The sequence below is a fragment of the Mesorhizobium sp. U510 genome (assembly GCF_059180695.1).
The window spans coordinates 7501-28085 of record NZ_CP180532.1; the positions used below are offsets into that span (position 1 = coordinate 7501).

Annotated in this window: 16 protein-coding genes (1 of these 16 running past the window's edge); 4 read left to right on the forward strand and 12 right to left on the reverse strand. The window is 63.7% G+C overall.

Annotated features, from left to right (window positions below):
• Positions 1-1053, forward strand: the 3' portion of a protein-coding gene (locus ACLGL5_RS01820; RefSeq protein ID WP_494372853.1) for a M23 family metallopeptidase. The gene continues 918 nt to the left of window position 1, outside the view; 1053 of the gene's 1971 nt are visible here — the last part of the coding sequence; its start codon lies beyond the left edge, outside the window; the stop codon is at positions 1051-1053.
• A 151-nt stretch (positions 1054-1204) separates the two neighbouring features.
• Here ACLGL5_RS01820 and ACLGL5_RS01825 read toward each other — a convergent pair whose 3' ends face one another.
• A complete protein-coding gene (locus ACLGL5_RS01825) occupies positions 1205-2779 on the reverse strand; it encodes an MFS transporter (RefSeq protein ID WP_069090210.1) in 1575 nt (524 codons plus the stop codon).
• A gap of 152 nt (positions 2780-2931) precedes the next feature.
• Here ACLGL5_RS01825 and ACLGL5_RS01830 point away from each other — a divergent pair, with 152 nt between their 5' ends.
• Positions 2932-3564, forward strand: a complete 633-nt coding sequence (locus tag ACLGL5_RS01830) for a TMEM175 family protein (protein WP_019861338.1) — start codon at positions 2932-2934, stop codon at positions 3562-3564.
• Here ACLGL5_RS01830 and ACLGL5_RS01835 read toward each other — a convergent pair.
• The 8 genes from ACLGL5_RS01835 to ACLGL5_RS01870 all read right to left on the reverse strand — a co-directional run bounded on the left by ACLGL5_RS01835 (position 3538) and on the right by ACLGL5_RS01870 (position 15280).
• On the reverse strand, positions 3538-5049 hold the full coding sequence (locus ACLGL5_RS01835; protein ID WP_069090211.1) for a L,D-transpeptidase family protein: 1512 nt from the start codon (positions 5047-5049) through the stop codon (positions 3538-3540). The genes ACLGL5_RS01830 and ACLGL5_RS01835 overlap by 27 nt on opposite strands.
• A 149-nt stretch (positions 5050-5198) precedes the next feature.
• Positions 5199-5561, reverse strand: a complete 363-nt coding sequence (locus ACLGL5_RS01840; RefSeq protein ID WP_019861340.1) for an MmcQ/YjbR family DNA-binding protein — start codon at positions 5559-5561, stop codon at positions 5199-5201.
• 59 nt (positions 5562-5620) lie between these two features.
• Entirely contained in the window at positions 5621-8227 is a 2607-nt protein-coding gene (gene clpB, locus ACLGL5_RS01845; RefSeq protein ID WP_494372854.1) for an ATP-dependent chaperone ClpB, read from the reverse strand.
• 220 nt (positions 8228-8447) lie between these two features.
• Entirely contained in the window at positions 8448-9410 is a 963-nt protein-coding gene (locus ACLGL5_RS01850; RefSeq protein WP_069090212.1) for a DUF4167 domain-containing protein, read from the reverse strand.
• Positions 9411-9720: 310 nt separating this feature from the next.
• Complete coding sequence (gene prmC, locus ACLGL5_RS01855) at positions 9721-10593, reverse strand: peptide chain release factor N(5)-glutamine methyltransferase (RefSeq protein WP_069090213.1); 873 nt, start codon at positions 10591-10593, stop codon at positions 9721-9723.
• The gene (gene prfA / locus ACLGL5_RS01860) at positions 10586-11665 is read right to left on the reverse strand and encodes a peptide chain release factor 1 (RefSeq protein WP_019861344.1); all 1080 of its coding nucleotides are present in this window, start codon (positions 11663-11665) and stop codon (positions 10586-10588) included. The genes prmC and prfA overlap by 8 nt, the downstream gene beginning before the upstream one ends.
• Before the next feature lie 9 nt (positions 11666-11674).
• Complete coding sequence (gene ptsP / locus ACLGL5_RS01865) at positions 11675-13945, reverse strand: phosphoenolpyruvate--protein phosphotransferase (protein ID WP_019861345.1); 2271 nt, start codon at positions 13943-13945, stop codon at positions 11675-11677.
• Positions 13946-14026: 81 nt separating this feature from the next.
• Positions 14027-15280, reverse strand: a complete 1254-nt coding sequence (locus tag ACLGL5_RS01870; protein ID WP_019861347.1) for an aspartate kinase — start codon at positions 15278-15280, stop codon at positions 14027-14029.
• A gap of 247 nt (positions 15281-15527) precedes the next feature.
• Here ACLGL5_RS01870 and ACLGL5_RS01875 point away from each other — a divergent pair, with 247 nt between their 5' ends.
• Complete coding sequence (locus ACLGL5_RS01875) at positions 15528-17366, forward strand: CHASE3 domain-containing protein (protein ID WP_083246431.1); 1839 nt, start codon at positions 15528-15530, stop codon at positions 17364-17366.
• 18 nt (positions 17367-17384) lie between these two features.
• Here the strand turns inward: ACLGL5_RS01875 and ACLGL5_RS01880 are convergent, their stop codons facing one another.
• Positions 17385-17954, reverse strand: a complete 570-nt coding sequence (locus ACLGL5_RS01880; RefSeq protein ID WP_069090215.1) for a putative glycolipid-binding domain-containing protein — start codon at positions 17952-17954, stop codon at positions 17385-17387.
• Positions 17955-18136: 182 nt separating this feature from the next.
• Between ACLGL5_RS01880 and ubiG the strand changes: the two genes are divergently transcribed.
• Positions 18137-18886 carry a bifunctional 2-polyprenyl-6-hydroxyphenol methylase/3-demethylubiquinol 3-O-methyltransferase UbiG gene (ubiG, locus tag ACLGL5_RS01885; RefSeq protein ID WP_038649897.1) on the forward strand — a complete coding sequence of 250 codons (750 nt, stop codon included), beginning with the start codon at positions 18137-18139 and terminating at the stop codon, positions 18884-18886.
• A gap of 12 nt (positions 18887-18898) precedes the next feature.
• Here ubiG and ACLGL5_RS01890 read toward each other — a convergent pair whose 3' ends face one another.
• Positions 18899-19405 (reverse strand): flavin reductase family protein, encoded by a 507-nt coding sequence (locus tag ACLGL5_RS01890; protein WP_083246433.1) that lies wholly within the window; start codon positions 19403-19405, stop codon positions 18899-18901.
• An 18-nt stretch (positions 19406-19423) separates the two neighbouring features.
• Positions 19424-20548 (reverse strand): LLM class flavin-dependent oxidoreductase, encoded by a 1125-nt coding sequence (locus ACLGL5_RS01895; RefSeq protein WP_069090216.1) that lies wholly within the window; start codon positions 20546-20548, stop codon positions 19424-19426.
• Between the last annotated feature and the right edge of the window lie 37 nt (positions 20549-20585).

Genomic DNA, 20585 nt, shown 5'->3' on the forward strand with positions numbered 1-20585 from the left:
AAGCTGTTGAACGCGCCGACGCTGAAAGCCGGAACCGTGCTGCGCGTCGGTCTCGAAGTCCATGGCGACGCCGCCAAGGTCGTGCGCACCAGCGTCTACGACAGGACCACCCATATCGTTACCATCGCACTCGATGACCGCGGCCAGTATGTGCCGGCGCAGGAGCCGGATCCCAATCCCGAATTGTTGACGGCATTTGACGATTCGTCGGCGCCGGTGGTGGTGCGCGGCAACCTGCCCACTGTCTACGACGGTATCTACCGCACCGCCTATTCCTACGGCATGTCGAAGAAAATGACCCAGCGGCTGATCAAGCTGCTGGCATCTGGCGTCGACTTCCAGTCGCGACTCAATCCGTCCGATCGCCTCGAAGTGCTGTTCTCGCAGCCGGACGGGGATGACCAGACCTCCGACGATTCGGAGCTCCTCTATGTCTCGGCGACCTTCGGCGGCACAACGCGCAACTTCTATCGCTTCCAGATGCAAGACGGCAGCAGCGACTATTTCGACGAGGATGGATCGAGCGCCCAGCAGTTCCTGCTGCGCAACCCGCTGCCCAACGGAAGATTCACCTCGGGCTTTGGTGCGCGCAAGCATCCTATCCTCGGGTATGTCCGTATGCACACGGGCACCGACTGGGCCGCCCCGATCGGATCGCCGATCATCGCCGCCGGCAATGGCGTCGTCGAGAAGGCCGGTTGGGCTGGCGGCTATGGCAAGCAGATCATCCTGCGCCATGCCAATGGCTACGAGACCTCCTACAATCACCAGAGCGCCTTTGCAAAAGGCATCGCGCCGGGCGTTCGGGTTCGCCAGGGCCAGGTCATTGGCTATCTCGGCCAGACCGGTCTTTCCACCGGTCCGCATCTCCACTACGAGCTGATCGTCAACGGCACCAAAGTCGATTCGATGCGTGTTCGGCTGCCGGTCGGCAAGGTGCTGAAGGGCGACGACCTCGTCGCCTTCAAGCGCGAGCGCGAGCGCATCGATGACCTGCTGAAGCAGGAAGAAGGCAATTCGCTGAAGGTCGCGAGCGCCAAGATCGACGGCTAGAGCGATTTCACCGCTTCCCGGAAACGGCGAACCTCTCTAACTCTTTGTTTTGACGCAATCCCGAGGAAAAGCGCTACGCGCTTACCCGGGAAAAACCGCTCACACTTTTCCAGGAATTGCTCTGAACCTTGGCCAATCCGGCATCGGCGAATCAGTTTCGCGACGAATCAGTTGACGATTCATCGGCGCGGCGCGGCCAGGGCAGCGCCTGACCCGAAACGGTCATCCAGGCGATGATCGCGGCAAGCAGGCAGAGTACGGCCGTCGTCAAGGATATGGCTGAAAAGGCCATGTCGCTGGCAGCAAGGCGTGTTGCTTCAAGTTCGGGCGGCAAGCCTGTCGATACCGGTTCGCCAAAACCTGGAATGCCCGGCCTGACCCTGGTGTCGAGCATCGTTGAATAGACCCAGGTGGCAAGCGAGCCCATTGCCGCCACCGCGATCAGGCCGCCAATGCGCGAGACGGCATTGTTGATGCCGGAGGCAGCCCCCGTATCCTTGTCTTCCACCGCCGTCATGATCGCGGTGGACAGTGGTGAGACGACCAGCGCCATGCCGAGGCCCATCAGCGCCATCAGCGGAAATATTCCGGTCCAGAAATGGTGGATGCCGGCACGGCTGAGCAAGGCAAGTCCGGCGAAGGCGAGAGCCACGATCAGGCTGCCGCAGGCGATCGGGAAACGCGGTCCGATCCGGTCCGACAACTGGCCGACGGGTCCCGACAGAAGGGCGATCGATGCCGACAACGGCAGGAAGATGAAGCCGACCTCGGCCGTGCTCAGTCCCCAGCCGGCGATCAGCAGCATCGGCAGATAGAAAAGATTGGCCGACAGTGCGAAATAGAGGAAAAAGGTCGCCACATTGGCACCGGCAAAAGCGCCGATGCGAAACAGGCTGAGGTCTATCATCGGCTCGCGCTGGCGTAGTTCGAACAGGATGAAGACGACAAGCAGCACCGCGCCGGCGGCAATGCTCGGCCCCGCCATATGGCCCTCGCCGCTCGAACTCATCGAGGTCAGCCCATAGGCGAGTGCGCCGAACGCCAATGTCGCGAGCGCGCCACCGCCGAGGTCGAGGCTGCGTTTTTCCGTCGCCGCATCGGCCGGAATCTTGACGAGCAGCAGGTAGATCGAGATCAGGCCGAGCGGCAGGTTGACGGCGAAGATCGCCCGCCAGATGCCGTCGCCGAAAGCCGACAGCACAAGGCCGCCGAGCACCGGCCCAAGGGCTGTGGTCAGCGCCGAGGCGGCCGCCCAGATGCCGATTGCACGGCCCCGCTCCTTTTTCGGATAGGCCTTGGCGATGATGGCGAGGCTCCCCGGCACCATGATCGCAGCACCAATACCCTGGACAGCGCGAAACGCGATCAGCACGACGGCATTCGGCGCCAGCGCACAGGCGAGCGAGGCAACGATGAACAGCGCGATGCCGGCCACGAAGGCACGGCGCAGCCCGAACCGGTCGCCGGCGGCGCCGCCGGCAAGGATCAGCGCCGAAAGCGTCAATGCATAGGCATTGGAGATCCACTGCGCCTCGGCAAGGCTGGCGCCGAGGTTGACACGGATCGCCGGCATGGCGATGGCTAGGATAGAGCCGTCGATGAAGCCAAGCGCGGAGGCCAGGATCGCCGCGATCAAGACGAATCGCCGTTGTGATTGCGGACAAAAGGTTCCGTTTGTGACCGGGCTGGTCAGCGGGGCGGCGGCAGCTTTATTTGGCGAATGCATGGCACCTTGCTTAGACCCCGAGCGCACCGGCAACAACCGGCCAGCAGCTTGCAGTCCTTGAAACCAGCCAATTGGCCAGGATGCGTCCTGTATCGATGCAAACGGCGGGAGTCATGCTAAGTTTTCCGGAAGACGGCAGCCGGGGAAAATTGATGAAACGACCACTTGAAGCGTCGGCGGAGGGACGCGGCCGCATTGTCGGCATCACCGACGGCGTCTTTGCCATCGCGCTCACGCTCATCGTGCTCGAGATCAGGGTGCCGGCGCATGAGACCGTGCATTCCGAGCACGATCTGCTGGTCGCCATTGCCGCACTGGCACCGCGCTTCCTGACTTATGCCTTGAGCTTCCTGACGCTGACCATCTTCTGGTTCGGCCAGCAGGCTCAGCACGGGCTGATAGCCAAATCCGACAGGCGGCTTGCCACGCTGAATCTCTGCTTTCTCGCCTTCATTGCGCTCTTGCCGTTCTCGACCGACCTTCTGGCGGACTTCCTCGAATTCAGGACCGCGGTGCTGGTCTACTGGCTCAACCTGCTGATGCTCGGCGTCACGCTGTTCGCCAGCTGGCGCTACGCGGAAAAGAACGGCTTTGTCGCCGAAGACGTCGATGCCGAAACGAAGCGCACGGTCTATCTGCGCATCGTCAAGGCACAGATCCTGTGGGCGATCGGTGCGCTACTCTGCCTGGTCACGCCATTGCTCAGCGTCGGCTTCATCCTGGTGGTGCAGCTGATCTATGCCACCGCGCTGCGCGGCTCATTGCTGCGCAAAGTCATCGGCTGAAGGTCCGCCGACAAACTCCACGGTGACGCCTGGCGACACCAGCTTGGCGAGTTCGCGCGCGTCCCAGTTGGTCAGGCGAACGCAGCCATGGCTTTCGGTCTTGCCGATCTTCGACGGCTCGGGCGTTCCGTGGATGCCGTAAGTCGGCTTGTCCAGGGCGATCCACACGGAGCCGACGGGGCCGTTGGGGCCTGGCGGAATGGTCAGGATCTTGTCGTTCTGGCCCTGCTTGAAGTTGATGTTCGGATTGTAGGTGTAGTTCGGGTCGAGCGCGATGCGCGACACGGCGTGGATGCCGGTGGGCGACGGCGTGTCGGCAGAGCCGATGGTCGCGGGATAGGCAGCGACCAGCTTGCCGCCGGCATCATAGGCGTACACTTCCTTCTTGGTCTTGTCGGCGACGATGCGCGCCACTGGCGTTGACACCAACTTGCCGAAATTGGCGACCTTGATGATCGTGCCGGGGCGATTGAAGTCGAGACCCTTGTTGATCGACTTGAGATAGTTCTCGTCCATGTGGAAGCGCTCCGCCAGCGCCTCCGTGACGGAGGTGTAGCACATGCAGTTGAGCTGCGCCTTCTGGCCGTAATCTTCCGGGATCGAGGCGACATAGGGGCCAGCAGCATCTTCCGCTGTGATGGTGTAGCTGGCGAAAGCATCGCCGCCCGATTGCGCGAGCGCCGCCTGGATGCCGACCGTGTCCGTCGATTTCAGATTGCTGCCGGTGATCTGGTTATAGGCGGCCAGGGCCTTATCGACATTCGAGCCGAAACGCCCGTCGATCACGCCCGGCGAAGCGCCACCGCGGTCGAGCAGCACCTGCAGCGCCGCCACGTCCTGGCGCACGCCGAGCGACAGCGACGGATCGACGGCGGCCTTGCCGCCAGTATCCGGCGGCAGGGAAGCCTGCGTATCCGGATTGACCTGCTCTACGTCGGGCTGCGCAGGGTCTATCGCGGCCTCGTTCAGCGGCTGGCGCTTGATGGTGCCCGGCCTTGCCGGTGCATCGGGATAGCTGTTGTCGTAATTGCCGTCGTCCTGCGGCGCCGGCGGATAGGCTTCGACCGAATTGTCGCCATTGGGGTCGTATTCATCCGCCGGCGGCGGGATGACCCGGCCTTCCTCTTCCAACTGCTTGCGGCGGAAGCGGGCCATGTCCTCGGGATCATCGAGATAGTAGCGATCATCATCGGCAGGGGCACGGCCCAATTCGCGCAGCCTTGTCTCGCGGCGCAGCGCGCGCCGGTCAAGCCGTGTCTGCGGCGGCTGGATGGCGATGACCTTGCCGGTGTCGGCATCGACGATGACGCGGTTGCCACGCGCGTCGTAGTAGATGTCCAGATTTCCGTCCTGGGCCACAAGAATGCCGCCATCATTGGCGGCGCGGGCAACCCTTGGTGCACTGTCCTGCGTCGGCGCGGCGAGCGCACCGAAAGTCACAAGCCCGGTGGCGAGCGCCGAAAGGGCAAAGATCGTGCGGAACATCGTGGCCAACTCTCCGGTCCGTAATTGCCGCCGCCTGGCATTGTTCACTGGGCGAACCCCTTCGCCAGCAAACCAGTTACCCCACCCTATGGTTCCAATATGAACCGGGCATGAAGATGGCGGTTTTTCGGCGTACCGACGAATACTCGCTAGCTCGCGAGCCCCAATTCCTTGCGCGCCTGCTTGGTCAGCTTCAGGGCGACAAGGCGATGGCTCTCGCGCAAATAGTCCTTCAGCGCGGCATCATCCATGCTCTGGCTTGTCCGACGCTGGATCCACTTCATGCCGCGCGAGGCAAGGTAGGGCGCGGGCCGCAAGCCCGGCTGCTCCTTCAGCACATCATAGGCGATGTCGGAGCATTTGAAGGTGACGAAGAGCTGCTGGCCTTGATCCCAGCCGCCGATCGCAAACACCTTGGCCCCGACCTTCCAGACATGGGCGCCGCCCCACTGGATGACGTGGTTTGCCGCGGGCAATGAGGCGCAGAAGCCGTTGTAGTCGTCCAGCGTCATCCGCCCCCACCCTCAATATGAAAACGCCGCGCGTCCAGGGTGGACGCGCGGCGTTGAAATCAGGCCGCCGCTTCGGTCGCGACGACCGTCGGCTTCGAGCGGAAGTTCAGGCGGTCGGAACCGGACGTGACCTTGACGGTCGAACCGTCGAGAATCTCGCCGAGCAGGATCTTCTCCGCCAGCGGATCCTGGAGTTCCTTCTGCATCACCCGCTTCAGCGGCCGCGCGCCATAGGCCGGATCGTAGCCCTTGGCCGCCAGCCACTCGATCGCCTCGTGATCCAGCGACAGCGTGATCTTGCGATCGACGAGCAGGCTTTCCAGCCGCTTGAGCTGGATCTCGACGATGCGGTCCATGTCCTTGCGGCGCAGCCGGTGGAACAGGATCACCTCGTCGACGCGGTTGAGGAATTCCGGCCGGAACGATGCCCTGACCACGCCCATCACCTCGTCGCGCACGGCGTCGACATCCTGGTCCTCGCCGAGATTGACCAGGTATTCGGCGCCGAGGTTCGACGTCATGATGATCAGCGTGTTGCGGAAATCGACCGTGCGGCCCTGCCCGTCGGTGAGCCGGCCGTCGTCGAGCACCTGCAAGAGCACGTTGAACACATCGGGATGCGCCTTCTCGATCTCGTCGAACAGCACGACCTGATAGGGCCGGCGCCGCACCGCTTCGGTCAGCGCGCCGCCTTCCTCATAGCCGACATAGCCGGGAGGTGCGCCGATCAGCCGGGCGACCGAGTGCTTCTCCATGAACTCCGACATGTCGATGCGCACCATGGCGCTGTCGTCATCGAACAGGAAGCTTGCCAGCGCCTTGGTCAGTTCGGTCTTGCCGACGCCCGTCGGTCCCAGGAAGATGAACGAGCCGATCGGCCGGTTCGGATCTTGCAGCCCGGCACGGGCGCGCCGCACCGCCTTGGAAACGGCTTGCACCGCCTCGCCCTGGCCGACGACCCGCTTGCCGATCTCGTCTTCCATGCGCAGCAGCTTGTCACGTTCGCCCTGCAGCATCTTGTCGACCGGAATGCCGGTCCAGCGCGAGACGATATGGGCGACGTGGTCGGGGGTGACCACTTCCTCGACCATGCCGGCCTTGCCGTCCTGGGCTTCGGCTTCCTTCAGCTTCTTCTCGAGTTCCGGGATCTTGCCATAGGCTAGCTCGCCGGCGCGCTGGAACTCGCCCTTGCGCTGGGCAATGGCAAGCTCGTTGCGTGCCTCGTCGAGCTGCTTCTTCAAGTCGGCCGCAAGCCCGAGTTTCTGTTTCTCGGCCTGCCACTTGGTTGTGATCTCGGTCAATTCCTCCTCGAGGCCGACAAGCTCCTTCTCCAGGCGGGCAAGCCGGTCCTTCGAGGCATCGTCCGTCTCGACCTTCAGCGCCTCGCGCTCGATCTTGAGCTGCATGATGCGGCGGTCGATCTCGTCCAGCGCCTCGGGCTTGGAATCGACCTGCATCCTCAGCCGCGAAGCGGCTTCGTCGACCAGGTCGATCGCCTTGTCCGGCAGGAAGCGGTCGGCGATATAGCGGTTGGACAGCGTCGCCGCCGCCACCAGCGCCGAGTCCGAGATACGCACCTTATGGTGCTGCTCGTATTTTTCCTTCAGGCCACGCAGGATCGAGACGGTATCCTCCACCGTCGGCTCGTCGACAAAGACCGGCTGGAAACGGCGGGCGAGGGCGGGATCCTTCTCGACATGTTTTCTGTATTCATCGAGCGTGGTCGCGCCGACGCAGTGCAGCTCACCGCGCGCCAGCGCCGGCTTCAACAGGTTCGACGCATCCATCGCGCCATCCGCCTTGCCGGCACCGACCAGCGTATGCATCTCGTCGATGAACAGGATGATCCCGCCTGCGGCAGAGGTGACTTCGGAAAGCACGGCCTTCAGCCGCTCCTCGAACTCGCCGCGATATTTGGCGCCGGCGATGAGTGCGCCCATGTCGAGCGCCATCAGCTGCTTGTCCTTCAGCGATTCCGGCACATCGCCATTGACGATGCGCAGCGCCAAGCCTTCGGCGATCGCCGTCTTGCCGACGCCCGGCTCGCCGATCAGCACAGGATTGTTCTTGGTGCGGCGCGACAGCACCTGGATGGTGCGGCGAATCTCGTCGTCACGGCCAATCACTGGGTCGAGCTTGCCCGCGCGGGCATCCGCCGTCAGGTCGCGCGCGTATTTCTTCAGCGCGTCATAGCCTTGCTCTGCACTCGCCGAATCGGCGGTGCGGCCCTTGCGGACATCGTTGATGACCTGGTTAAGCGCCTGCGCGGTGACGCCGGCCTTTGCCAGTATGTCGGCGGTCTTGGACGACTTTTCCATGGTGAGCGCCTGCAGCAGCCGCTCGACCGTGACGAAGCTGTCGCCGGCCTTCTTGGCCAGTTCTTCCGCCGTCGAGAACACCTTGGCCAGCGGCTGCGCCAGATAGAGCTGGCCGTTGCCGCCTTCGACCTTCGGCATCGCCTCAAGCGCCGTCTCGACGCCGAGCTTGACATCGCGGACATTGCCGCCGGCGCGCTCGATCAGCGACGCGGCCAGGCCCTCGTCATCGTCGACGAGCACCTTCAAAATGTGTTCGGGGGTGAATTGCTGGTGATTGCGGGAGAGCGCCATGGTCTGCGCGGACTGGATGAAGCCGCGCACGCGCTCGGAGTACTTCTCAAGGTTCATATCTGTCTCCTTCCATCACCGGCCCGCTTTGCGGCACCGGATCAGATTTCGGTGACGGACCCGCCCATTCGAGCCGGATCCCGTTCAGCCGAGATATGGTGCATAGGCCATGCCGTCTCAAGACGCCTTGATGTCGGTCAATGCATAATATTCCACGTCAGCCGAAACGAAAACGGCGGAGATTTCTCTCCGCCGTTCAACGCCTTGAAATGCCGTTCGATCAGTTGTCGATGTCGACGATCACCGGCTCGGCATTGCCGCTATCGGCCGGGGCCGCGGCCGCCTCGCCGGCATCCGCATTGTCGCCACCGCTGTCGACCTGCTCGGCATTGGTGCGCGGGCGGCGCGGACGGCGCGGGCGACGGGCGGCACCGCTCTCGGCGGCAGCCTCGTTGAGCTCGGCCTGGGCGGCAAGAGCCGCCGGCGAAAAACTCTCGAACAGCGGAGCCTGCTCGACAGCCGCAACGGCCTCGACCGGCGAACCGGGCTCAACCTGCACCTCCGCCTGTGCCGGCGCCTCGTTGCGCTGCTGCTGGCCGCCTTGCTCGGTCGACGAGGCATAATCGCGCTGGCCATTCTGGCCATAGCCGCCATTGGGGCGGCGATCGCGGTGACGCCCACCATTGTTGTCGCGGCCGCCATTGTTGCGCCCGTTATTATCGCGCCCGCTATTGTCACGATTGTCGCGGCCGTCACGGTTCAATGCGACCTCGGCCGGCATGCCCTCGATCACTGGCTGGGGACCGGCGCCATGGTTGATGACAGGAATTTGCGGATCGGAAACTGTGTTGCCGCCATTGCCGGCGCCATTGTTGCCGGCATTGTCGAAATCGTCGCGATCTTCATCGCCGTCATCGTCGAAATCGTCGCGGTTCTGCTGGACGTTCTGGATCGGCATCTGCGCCTGCGCGGCGGCAATGATGCGATTGTAGTGTTCGGCGTGCTGGAGATAGTTCTCCGCCATGACCCGGTCGCCGGAGCTTTGCGCGTCACGGGCCAGGGTAGCGTATTTCTCGGCGATCTGCTGAGCCGATCCACGGATCTTCACATCCGGGCCGTTGCTCTCGTAGTTGCGCGTCAGGGGATTAGGGCCCTTGCGGTTGTTGTTGTTATTGTTGTTGCCACCGCCGCCGCCATTGTTGTTGCGACCGCGCATGCGCCTGTTCTGCTGTTGTGGCCTCATTCGACTCTCTTCATCTTGAAATTTTCGAAAACTCGTTACGAACGGAGGCGCTCATGCAGCCAGCCGTTTCGTTTCTTCACCGGCGTTCGCCCGCATCAATTGCGTTGGCGCCACGTGCCATCCTGTTCCGGTTACATCACTTGCCGGACGATTCCCGCACGAAGCTTGGGCGTCGTTTGCGCAAGAAGGCAGCTATTTCCAAGGAGGACCGAATCGCTAAGAGCACTGCCTGCTTCGTCTCATCCGGTTGAGGCGACCCTAGCCGCATTCCCCGGTATTGCCAAGCGGTTTTTTCGCGCTGCATCAAGGCTTATCCCCATTGAAAGACAAGAACCCTGTCGTTTCCGCCGAGATCACGTAAGGCAGCAGCCGATGCATAACCAGCCGCCTTGAATATATCCGTAACCTCGTTGCGTTGCCTATGGCCGATCTCGACCGCAATCCTGCTTTCGGCTTCTAGAAACCGGGCCGCCTCGGCGGCGATGATCCTGTAGGGGTTCAGCCCATCCACGCCGCCATCCAAGGCTAGGTGTGGGTCGAAATCGCGGACCTCGTCCTGCAGATTTCCAATGTCTCGTAGAGGTATATAGGGAGGGTTTGCGGCAATTACATGGTATCGGCCGGAAACTTTTTCGAACCAGTCCGACTGCACCGTCGTGAACCGGCGGCCAAGCCCGAGTTCCCCGGCGTTGCGGGCTGCCGTCGCCAGCGCGCCGGCGGAAATGTCGACACCGGTGGCGGTCGCGGCCGGCACGGCACTCAGCAGCGCCAGCGCGATGGCTCCCGTCCCGGTACCGAGATCAAGGATGCGGCAGGTCCCTTCGCGCGCGGCCGTCGCCTCGACAAAAGGCAGCACCGCCTCGACCAGCGTTTCTGTATCCGGCCTCGGCTCGAGCGTTTCCGGCGACAGCGACAGCCGCAAACCGTAGAATTCGCGGTAGCCGAGGATGCGATGCACCGGTTCACCACCAGCCCGGCGCCTTAAGGCGGCTTCGATCGCGGCGATGGCATTGCCGTCCATCGAGCGTTCAGGGTCGGCAATGGCCTGCGTGCGCGTCGTGCCGGAAAAATGTTCGACGATCAGCCGCGCATCGAGCGCCGGATCATCGACCCCGGCCATGGCAAGTCTGGCCCGCGCTTCCCGCAGCAGCGGCCCCAGCGCCTCGGGCAGAGGGTCAGCCATCGAGGCCGATATCGGCCAGCAGCTTCGACTGGTAATCGGCGATCAGCGCGTCGACGATTTCGTCGAGCTCGCCCATCATCACCCGGTCGAGCTTGTAGAGCGTCAGGTTGATGCGATGGTCGGTGACGCGGCCCTGCGGGAAATTATAGGTGCGGATGCGCTCCGAACGGTCACCGGAGCCGACCTGCGATTTACGCGATTCCGAGCGTTCCTCGTCCGCCTTGCTGCGCTCCAGATCATAGAGCCGGGCACGCAGGATCTGCATGGCCTTTGCCCGGTTCTGATGCTGCGATTTCTCCGCCTGCACCACCATGATGCCCGTCGGCAAATGGGTGATGCGCACCGCCGAATCGGTGGTGTTGACATGCTGGCCACCGGAGCCCGAAGCGCGCATCGTATCGATGCGGATATCTTCGGCGCGGATTTCGATGTCGACCTCTTCCGCTTCCGGCAGCACGGCGACGGTCGCCGCCGAGGTGTGAATGCGCCCACTTGCCTCGGTCGCCGGCACGCGTTGCACGCGATGCACGCCGGATTCGAATTTCAGATGGGCAAACACGCCCTTGCCCGAAACGGTGGCGATGATTTCCTTGAACCCGCCTGCATCGCCGTCGCTGGCAGACACCGTCTCGAACCGCCAGCCGCGTTCGGCGGCATAGCGCTCATACATGCGAAACAGGTCGCCGGCGAAGAGCGCAGCCTCGTCACCGCCGGTACCGGCACGGATTTCGAGGATGGCATTCTTGTCGTCGGCGGCGTCCTTGGGCAGAAGCAGGATCTGGATATCCTTCTGCAGCGTTTCGATACGCTCCTCCACGCCGGGCAGGTCCGCCTCGGCGAGCGCCCGCATCTCGGCGTCGGTGCCCTTGTCGGCAAGCATTGCCTCAAGGTCGGCCTGCTCATGCTCGGCCGAGCGCAATTGCCTGACCTTGGCCACCATGTCCTGCAGCTCGGCATATTCCGATGCCATCTTCACATAGGCGTCCGGCGCCGGGCCGGCCGACATCTGCGCTTCGAGCATCTCGAAACGCTTGACGACTTGATCCATACGATCGCGGGGCAGATTGACCATGATGGGGCGCTACAACGGAATCGAGCGGTCGTCGGCGAAGGCCTGCAGCAGCGCCCGCATCGGCAACCCCTGCGCCGGCGCCATCAGATTGTCGTCGAAGAACGCCGTCAGCTCATCCAGCGGCAGTTCCGTCAGCATCGCCTTGACCGGGCCGATCGAGGCCGGCGACATCGAGATCGAACGGAAGCCCAGACCGATCAGCGCCATCGCCGAGATCGGCTTGCCGGCGAGTTCGCCGCACAGCGTCACCGGCGTGTGGTTGCGGATGCCGGCATCGGCGATCTGCTTGAGCACGCGCAGGAACGGCGCCGACAGCGTGTCGAAGCGGTTGGCCAGTTGCGTGTTGCCGCGGTCGACCGCCATGACGAACTGGAACAGATCGTTCGAGCCGACCGAGACGAAATCGACCGCCTTCATCAATTCGTCGAGCTGGAACAGCAGCGACGGCACTTCCAGCATCGCGCCCAGCTTGAGGCTGGTCGGCAGATGATGGGCGAAACGCGACAGATGCCGCACCTCGCGGTCGATGATCTCGCGCGCCTGGGCGATCTCGCCAAGCTCGGTCACCATCGGCAGCATCAGCTTGAGCTCGCGCCCGCCGCTGGCCTTCAGCAGGGCGCGGATCTGGGTGCGCAGCAACCCGGGCCGGTCGAGCGTTAGCCGGATCGCCCGCCAGCCGAGCGCCGGGTTTTCTTCCTGGATGGCGCCCTTGAAGTACGGCAGCACCTTATCGCCGCCGATGTCGATGGTGCGGAAGGTGACAGGTTTGCCGCGCGCGGCCTCGAGCACGTCGCGATAGAGCTTCTCCTGCGCCTCGGCGCGCGGAAAGGTCGAGGCGACCATGAATTGCAGTTCGGTGCGGAACAGGCCAATGCCGGCAGCGCCCGACTCGGCCAGTTGCGGCAGGTCGACGGCAAGCCCGGCATTCATCAGGAGGTCGACCTGCACGCCGTCCCTGGTCGTCGACGGCTTCTTGCGCAGTTCGCGATAGACCTCTTGCCGGCGCGCGCGAAACCGCACCTTTTCGGCATAGGCGGCTTCGAGATCGGACTGCGGCCGCAGATGGATCGTGCCTTCCTCGCCGTCGACGATGATGGCATCGCCGTTTTCCGCCATGGAAACGGCACCCTTCATCTGGCCGGCGACCGGGATGCCCATGGCGCGCGCGACGATGACGACATGGCTGGTGGCGGCACCATCCTCGAGCACCAGCCCGCGCATTTTTTCCCTGGGATAGTCCAGCAGCTCGGCCGCGCCCATCGAGCGGGCGACGATGATGGCGTCCTTCGGCAGCGAGGCCGCGACGTCTTCCGGTCCGCGGCCCATTAGCTGGCGCAAGAGCCGGTTGGCGAGGTCGTCGAAATCGCTCATCCGCTCGCGCAGATAGGGATCGGTCATGTGCAGCATGCGGGCGCGCATGTCGCTCTGCACCTTTTCCACGGCCGCTTCGGCCGTCAGGCCGTTGCGGATGGCCTCTTCCAGCCGGCGCACCCAGCCACGGTCATTGGCGAACATGCGGTAGGCTTCCAGCACCTGGCGATGCTCGCCCTCGAAGGCGACGTCGCGGCGCTCCAGCATGTCGTCGATGGAGAGCCGCAGCGAGCCGAGCGAGCTTTCCAGCCGCCGGACCTCTTCCTCGCTGTCCTCGTTGAACAGATTGGTGACGACGATGCGCGGCTCGTGCAGCACGACATGGCCAAGCCCGACGCCGTCGTTGAAGGACAGGCCGGTGAAACTGACCGGCCGGCGCAGATCGAGTTCGAGGCCCGGCCGCGTCAGCCGCGCCAGATCGCCGGTGGCGATCATCTCGGCGATGACCATGGCGGTGGTTTCCAGCGCCTCGACCTCGTCGTCGCGATAGTGGCGCATGGTCTTGTTCTGCACGACCAGGACGCCCAACGTGCGCCCTGCCCTGAGCACCGGCACGCCGAGGAAGGAATTGTAGATCTCTTCACCGGTCTCCGGCAGGTAGGCGAAGGCCGGATGCTCCTGCGCATTGGAAAGATTGAGCGGCCGCGCACTGGCGGCGATGGTGCCGACAAGGCCTTGCCCGAGCCGCAACTGCGCCAGGTGGACGGCGTTCGGGTTCAGACCCTCGGTGGCGTAGAGCTCAAGCACCGAATCGGCGCGCAGCACATAGAGCGAGCAGACTTCCGCGACCATGTTGGAAGCGATGTCGCGCACGATCCGGTCAAGCCGCTCCTGCGGCTCCAGCGGCTCTTGCATGAGCTCGCGGAGCCGTTTCAGCAAAACGCGCGGGCCACTGGCCTGGTCACGCATCGCGGCTTTTTCTCCAATGAAACACTTGCCGGCGCAGTTTCCGCCGCTGCCGGCATGCGCGCAACAACTGATTCAGTCTTGCTACTGCTTATCCAGACCGTAGACGGAATGCAAAGTGCGAACCGCAAGTTCGGTGTACGGACCGTCGATCAGTATCGAAATCTTGATCTCGGAGGTGGTGATGGCGCGGATATTGATCGCCTTCTCGGCCAACGCCTTGAAAGCGGTGGCGGCGACACCGGCGTGGCTCCTCATGCCGATGCCGATGACCGAAACCTTCGACATGCCGGCTTCCGACTGCACGACATCGTAGCCGACCTCGGCCTTCAGCCGGTCGAGCACGGCCAGCGCCTTGTCGACGTCACCCGAAGGCACGGTGAAGGTCATGTCGGTGAACTTGCCGTCCTCGGAAATGTTCTGGACGATCATGTCGACATTGATGTTGGCCTCGGCCAGTGGCCCGAAAATGCCGGCGGCGACGCCAGGGCGGTCGCCGACGCGGCGCAGCGAAATCTGGGCCTCGTCCTTGGCGTAGGCAATTCCGGTGACGACCTGCTGTTCCACGATCTCTTCCTCGTCGCAAATGAGCGTTCCCGGAGGATTGAGCAAATCCCCCATTCCGGGCGCATCGGGATCGTCGAAGGACGACCGCACGAAGGTACGCACCCTGTGCACCATGGCAAGCTCGACCGAACGCACCTGCAGAACCTTGGCGCCGAGCGAGGCCATTTCAAGCATTTCCTCGAACGAGATCTTGGCCAGCCGCCGCGCCTTGGGCTCGATGCGCGGGTCGGTGGTGTAGACCCCGTCGACATCGGTGTAGATGTCGCAGCGGTCGGCCTTGACCGCAGCGGCGATGGCGACCGCGCTGGTGTCGGAACCGCCACGGCCGAGGGTCGCGATGCGGTTGTCCGGCCCGATGCCCTGGAAGCCGGCGATGACGGCCACCTGGCCCTCGCCGAAGCGCTTGATCAGGAAGGCGCCGTCAATGTCGAGGATGCGCGCCGCGCCATGCGCGTTGTCGGTCTTGATCGGGATCTGCCAGCCCTGCCAGGAACGGGCGTGCACGCCCATGTTCTGCAAGGTGATGGCCAGCAGACCGGCGGTGACCTGCTCGCCGGAAGCGACGACCGCGTCATATTCGCGTGCGTCGTGCATCGGCGAGGCCTCGCGCGTCCAGCCGACCAGTTCATTGGTCTTGCCGGCCATTGCCGAGACGACCACCGCCACCTCATGGCCGGCGTCGACCTCGCGTTTGACGTGACGCGCCACATTGCGGATGCGGGCGATGTCGGCGACGGAGGTTCCGCCGAATTTCATCACGATACGCGCCATGGAAGCGAAATGCCTTTGACTGAAGCCGGCCTGGAGCCGAAAACGAAGGAAAGCGCCCGGCTGGCGCCGGCCGCTGAATGCGCGGCCTCCTTAGCCAAATGCTTTGGGTTTCGCAAGGCTGGCAGCGGAATGCCGGCTTCAACAAGACGCCATATTGCCATCCGGGTCCGCGCCGCTTACCAAATGCTGCCTGCGGGGAATTCCTTTTGGTTCGGCATAACAGATGATTGCTCGTCTTCGGCGCGCCATGCGGTTGCAATCGCTGCCGCTTGTCGCCGGCTTCGCCGTGCTGGCATTGATCGTCGGCACCCGTGCCCTGCTGGTCGAGGGACAAAGGGCCAATCGTGCCGCTGCGCGCGAGACAATCGAATACCAGCAGCAGCTTTCAGGGCTGCTTTCATTGGCGCAGGATGCCGAGGCCGGCCAGCGCGGCTATCTGCTGACCGGCGAGAAATCCTATCTCGAACCGTACCAGAAGGCTGTCGATGCAATCCCGGGGCAACTTGCCCGCATCGATGCCATGACATCATCCAACGATCAGCTCGCCCCGCAGATCAGCCACATCAAGGACGCGCTGGCGCAAAAACAGGCTGAACTGTCCGAGACGATCGCCCTCTACGACAAGGGCGATGCGTCGAAGGCGCTGGAACTCGTCCGCGGCGGCCAGGGCAAGGCCGCCATGGACGAGATCCGCGCCAGCATGGACACCATCCGGCGCATCGGCGCCGCCGACATCGCAGCGCGCGACGAGCACACGGACCAGGTCGAGGCCTGGCTGCGTGTCGGTTCGCTTGCGGCCCTCGTCGCGATCTTCCTGCTCGGTGCCTACACGATCCGCCAATCCCGCCGCCGCTTCCGCGAGGTCGCCACCGCCCAGGAAGAGCTGATGCGCAAGAACATCGAGCTCGGCAACGAGATCAACACGCGCGAGAAGGCCGAATCCCAGATCCGCCAGATGCAGAAGATGGAGGCGGTCGGCCAACTGACAGGCGGCATCGCCCACGATTTCAACAACCTGCTGGCGGTCATCCTCAGCGCCATGAACCTTGCCCAGCGCAAGCTGAAGCGTGGCGAGAATGACATCGAGAAATTCGTCGAGGCTGCGACGGATGCAGCCGGCCGTGCCGCCAATTTGACCTCCCGGCTGCTTGCCTTCTCGCGCTTGCAGCCGCTTGCGCCGCAGGTGGTCGATACCAACCGGCTGGTGACCGGCATGTCCGACCTTCTCCACCGTGCGCTGGGCGAGGGCATACGCGTCGAAACCGTGCTGGCGGCCGGCCTGTGGAAAACCCACGCCGACCCCAGCCAGATCGAGAACGCCATCCTCAACCTTGCCGTCAACGCCCGTGACGCCATGGACAATGAAGGCAAGTTGACCATCGAGACCGCCAACAGCCACCTCGACGACGCCTATGCCGCGACACATGCCGAAGTCACGCCAGGCCAATATGTGATGATCGCGGTCACCGACACCGGCACCGGCATGTCGCCCGAGGTCATCGCCAAGGCCTTCGAACCCTTCTTCACGACCAAGCCGGTCAACAAGGGCACGGGACTTGGGCTGAGCCAGGTGTTCGGCTTCGTCAAGCAGTCGGGCGGCCACGTCAAGATCTACTCCGAACCGGGCCAAGGCACGACGATAAGGATCTATCTGCCCCGGTTTTTCGGACCGGAGGAGCCGGCGGCACCCGCCGGGCGCGGCAAGAGCACCGTCAAGGTCACCGAGACGATCCTCGTCGTCGAGGACGACGCTCGCGTGCGGGCCGCCACGACAGACGCCATGCGCGAACTCGGCTACACGGTCATCCACGTTGGGAGTGGCCAGGAGGCCCTTCAGAAGCTGGCGGCGACATCGGGCATCGCCCTGCTTTTCACGGATATCGTCATGCCTGCGATGAACGGCCGCAAGCTCGCCGAGGAGGCGGTCGCACGCCAACCCGGCCTGAAGGTCATCTTCACCACCGGTTTCACCAGGAATGCCGTCGTCCATAACGGCGTGCTCGACCATGACGTGCACTTCCTGGCCAAGCCGTTCACCATCGAGCAACTCGAAGCCAAGCTGCGCGACGTGCTGGACGCGAAATAGGCCGCGCCGGGACTTCCTTCAGCCTGAGGCAGCCACGTTTGCCCACAGGCCGGGATAGTCGAAGACGAAGCCGTGCGGCGAGACACCAAGGATCTCTTCATAACCGAACATGGGCGCGGTGTAGGCGTAGCGGGTCTCGTCGAGACGCCGATAGCTTTGCTCGAGAAGCACCATCTCGAATGTTGGAAAGCTCAGATAGGCGGCTGGAGCGGGCGTCGTCTCGCCGACACCGAGGTCGAACCGCCGGATCGCCAACAGGTTCGATGCCGGCGTGAAGCCGAGGTCGACATCGACAAGGCCGGTGACGTCCCGCTGTGGCTCGCCGTTCAGCGTCCACTCGCCGTCGGCACGTCGTTCAATGGCACAGTGCAGCTTGCGAATGCCGAGAAAACCGGCGACCCGCGCCGACCGCGTGCGCCAGCCGGCGTCGCAAATCACCTCATAGGCAAGGCAGCATGGCTTGCCGTCCTGGACGAAGATGGCTTGTCCCTGGAGGCTGTGCCCGCCATCGCCTTGCGACAGCAGGCAGGCGTCGTGGCCTTCCACATCCAGCCTGCGCCAAAGGATCGAAGCCGTCATGACCTTCATCGCGCACTCCTTCGAATCCAAACGGTGCCCTTCATTCGCCCGCCGGGCCAATTGTGTTTCACCGCCGTACGCGACAGCTGACATGCCCTGACAGGATGCTCCGCCCTGTCGGCAGAGGAAAATTGTTGCCTTGACTTTCCCGCCTCCACGCCCGACTTCCTAGCGTTCGAGGAGACCAACCAATGCCAGAACCCCGACGATCGACGATCGATGCCGGAGAAGTGGAACGCTTTTCCGCCCTTGCGGCCGAATGGTGGAACCCGAACGGCAAGTTTCGTCCGCTGCACAAATTCAATCCGGTCCGGCTTTCCTATATCCGCGACCAGATAGCGACGCGCTTCGGCCGTGACCCGCGTGCCGCGCGGCCGTTCGAGGGGCTGCGCATCCTCGATATCGGCTGCGGCGGCGGTCTTTTGTGCGAGCCGATGGCGCGGCTTGGCGCCGAGGTCGTGGGAGCGGACGCCTCCGAGACAAACATCGAAGTGGCGAAACTGCACGCAGCCGAAGGCAATGTGATCGTCGACTACCGAGCCACGACGGCCGAGGATCTTGCCGACGCCGGCGAGACATTCGACGTCATCCTCAACATGGAAGTGGTCGAGCACGTCGCCGACATCGATCTGTTCGTCGCCAAATGCGGGCAGATGGTCCGGCCCGGCGGCATCATGTTCGTGGCCACCATCAACCGCACGCTGAAGGCGCTGGGTCTCGCCATCATCGGTGCTGAATATGTGCTGCGCTGGCTGCCGCGCGGCACCCACCAGTTCGGCAAGCTGGTGCGCCCGGAAGAACTGGAGAAGGCGCTCGGCGGCGCCGGCCTGACGATCATCGACCGCACCGGCGTCACCTACAATCCGCTTGCCGACCGCTGGGCGCGATCGAAGGACATGGACGTCAACTACATGGTGCTGGCGGAGAAGGGATCCGTCTGATCCGCTCTTACGCTATTCAGTGCTGAGGGGTCGGTAGCCGCCCCGCCAATAGATCAGCGCCTGGCCGGCATCGCGGGTGCGCACCGCCTCGACCGAGCCGATCACGATGGAATGCGTGCCGCGGTCGATCATCTCGTCGAGGCTGCAGTCGAAGGCGGCCACGGCGTCATAAAGCAGCGCGGCTCCGGTCTTAAGCGTCACCCATTCGGCGCCGTCATAGCGGTCCTTGCCCTTGATGCCGCCAAAGCCGGAGAAACGCTCCGCCACGGCTTGATGCTGAGGCCCCAGCGAATTGACGCCGAAATGCCGGTAGCGCTCGATAACCGGCCAGGTCGATGACGATCGGTTGACGCAAGCGATCACCTTGGGCGGTTCGGCCGACAGCGAGACCACCGAAATGACGACAAGGCCGGACCGGTCGTCGCCGGCACCGGCGGTGATGACGCTGACATTGCCGACGATGAGCCGCATGGCGGCGCGGAAGTCGGCGACGCTGACCGGAGCTTCTGTCACGGACATTGCCTCGTCGCCTCTTTGCTAAGCCGCCGACCGCATCGCGGCCGGTGCGATGCGAATGCCTCTCTCTTCGAGAATGGGTAGCACGGTGTCGCGAAAATAGGGGAATTCCTCGACATAATCGACGAAGGACAATGTCGAGCCGCGAAAGCCTGCCGCATGCAAGGCGGTGATCCCGTCGGCGACCTGCTCGGGCGTCCCGGTGAGCGGGAAGCCGCCATGGCCGGCCGCCATGCGGTCGCGAATGAGCGCCAGGAGATCATGCGGGAACGACTGCGCATGGGCGAATTGCAGCCGGACCAGATTGTCGACCGCCGCCCAGTCGGCATTGGCGCGGCCGAAATGTTCGAGATAGTCCGTGGCCTCCTTTTCGGTCGGGCGGCAGACGACATGGGCAAAGGTCAGCACGTCGACATCGCTGCCGGCGGCCCTCGCCTGCTCCTTCAGCGCAATGATCTCGTCCTTGGAGCGCGCCAGGTCGATCGCCGGCGTAAACAGGAAATCGGCGTTGCGGACCGCGAATTTGCGGCCCTCCTCCGACCCGGCGGCATTGAGGATCGGCGGCCGTGACGACGGACGCGGGTCCCCAAGCACATTCTTGAGTTTGAACCAGGTGCCGTCCCAGTCGAAGGCTTCCGTGCGCTCCCACAGCGCCTGGACAATATCGAACCATTCCTGGGCATAGCCGTAGCGCGTGACATGGTCATCGGGCAGCGTCAGCCCAAGTGCCTCATATTCCGGCTTGTTCCAGCCGGCGACGATGTTGAGTCCGATGCGGCCGCGGCTGATCTGGTCGATGGTCGCCAGTTGCTTGGCAACGACCACGGGATGGTTGGCCGCGGTATGGGTGGTGGCGAAAACCGTGATGTTGCGGGTGAGCGCCAGAAGCCCAGCCGCCCAGGTGATCGTCTCCAGCACGTTGCCGTGGAAATTGGTCTCGCCGCCATAACCGATCCAGCGTGCGATCGGCAGCATGAAGTCGATGCCGGCCTCGTCGAGCAGATGCGCCAGCCGCAGATTGTTGTCCCAGGAACTGGCCCAGCGCTCGGGAACCTTGGTGACGGTCATGCCGCCGGAACAATTGGACGCGAAAGTGCCGAGAAAGAAGGGCTGCGCGTGAGGCGCGGTCTTGTCGAGCATGCTCATTGGCGGTGTTCTCCTCATTTTTTGCTTATAATTTATA

Coding starts and splice junctions, on each gene's coding strand:
- ubiG (WP_038649897.1), top strand. CDS start 18,137: ATGCCAGAACCCCGACGATCGACGATCGATGCCGGAGAAGTGGAACGC.
- ACLGL5_RS01830 (WP_019861338.1), top strand. CDS start 2,932: ATGAAACGACCACTTGAAGCGTCGGCGGAGGGACGCGGCCGCATTGTC.
- prfA (WP_019861344.1), bottom strand. CDS start 11,665: ATGGTCAATCTGCCCCGCGATCGTATGGATCAAGTCGTCAAGCGTTTC.
- ptsP (WP_019861345.1), bottom strand. CDS start 13,945: ATGCGTGACCAGGCCAGTGGCCCGCGCGTTTTGCTGAAACGGCTCCGC.
- ACLGL5_RS01825 (WP_069090210.1), bottom strand. CDS start 2,779: ATGCATTCGCCAAATAAAGCTGCCGCCGCCCCGCTGACCAGCCCGGTC.
- ACLGL5_RS01895 (WP_069090216.1), bottom strand. CDS start 20,548: ATGAGCATGCTCGACAAGACCGCGCCTCACGCGCAGCCCTTCTTTCTC.
- ACLGL5_RS01880 (WP_069090215.1), bottom strand. CDS start 17,954: ATGAAGGTCATGACGGCTTCGATCCTTTGGCGCAGGCTGGATGTGGAA.
- ACLGL5_RS01835 (WP_069090211.1), bottom strand. CDS start 5,049: ATGTTCCGCACGATCTTTGCCCTTTCGGCGCTCGCCACCGGGCTTGTG.
- prmC (WP_069090213.1), bottom strand. CDS start 10,593: ATGGCTGACCCTCTGCCCGAGGCGCTGGGGCCGCTGCTGCGGGAAGCG.
- ACLGL5_RS01870 (WP_019861347.1), bottom strand. CDS start 15,280: ATGGCGCGTATCGTGATGAAATTCGGCGGAACCTCCGTCGCCGACATC.
- ACLGL5_RS01890 (WP_083246433.1), bottom strand. CDS start 19,405: ATGTCCGTGACAGAAGCTCCGGTCAGCGTCGCCGACTTCCGCGCCGCC.
- clpB (WP_494372854.1), bottom strand. CDS start 8,227: ATGAACCTTGAGAAGTACTCCGAGCGCGTGCGCGGCTTCATCCAGTCC.
- ACLGL5_RS01840 (WP_019861340.1), bottom strand. CDS start 5,561: ATGACGCTGGACGACTACAACGGCTTCTGCGCCTCATTGCCCGCGGCA.
- ACLGL5_RS01850 (WP_069090212.1), bottom strand. CDS start 9,410: ATGAGGCCACAACAGCAGAACAGGCGCATGCGCGGTCGCAACAACAAT.
- ACLGL5_RS01875 (WP_083246431.1), top strand. CDS start 15,528: ATGCGGTTGCAATCGCTGCCGCTTGTCGCCGGCTTCGCCGTGCTGGCA.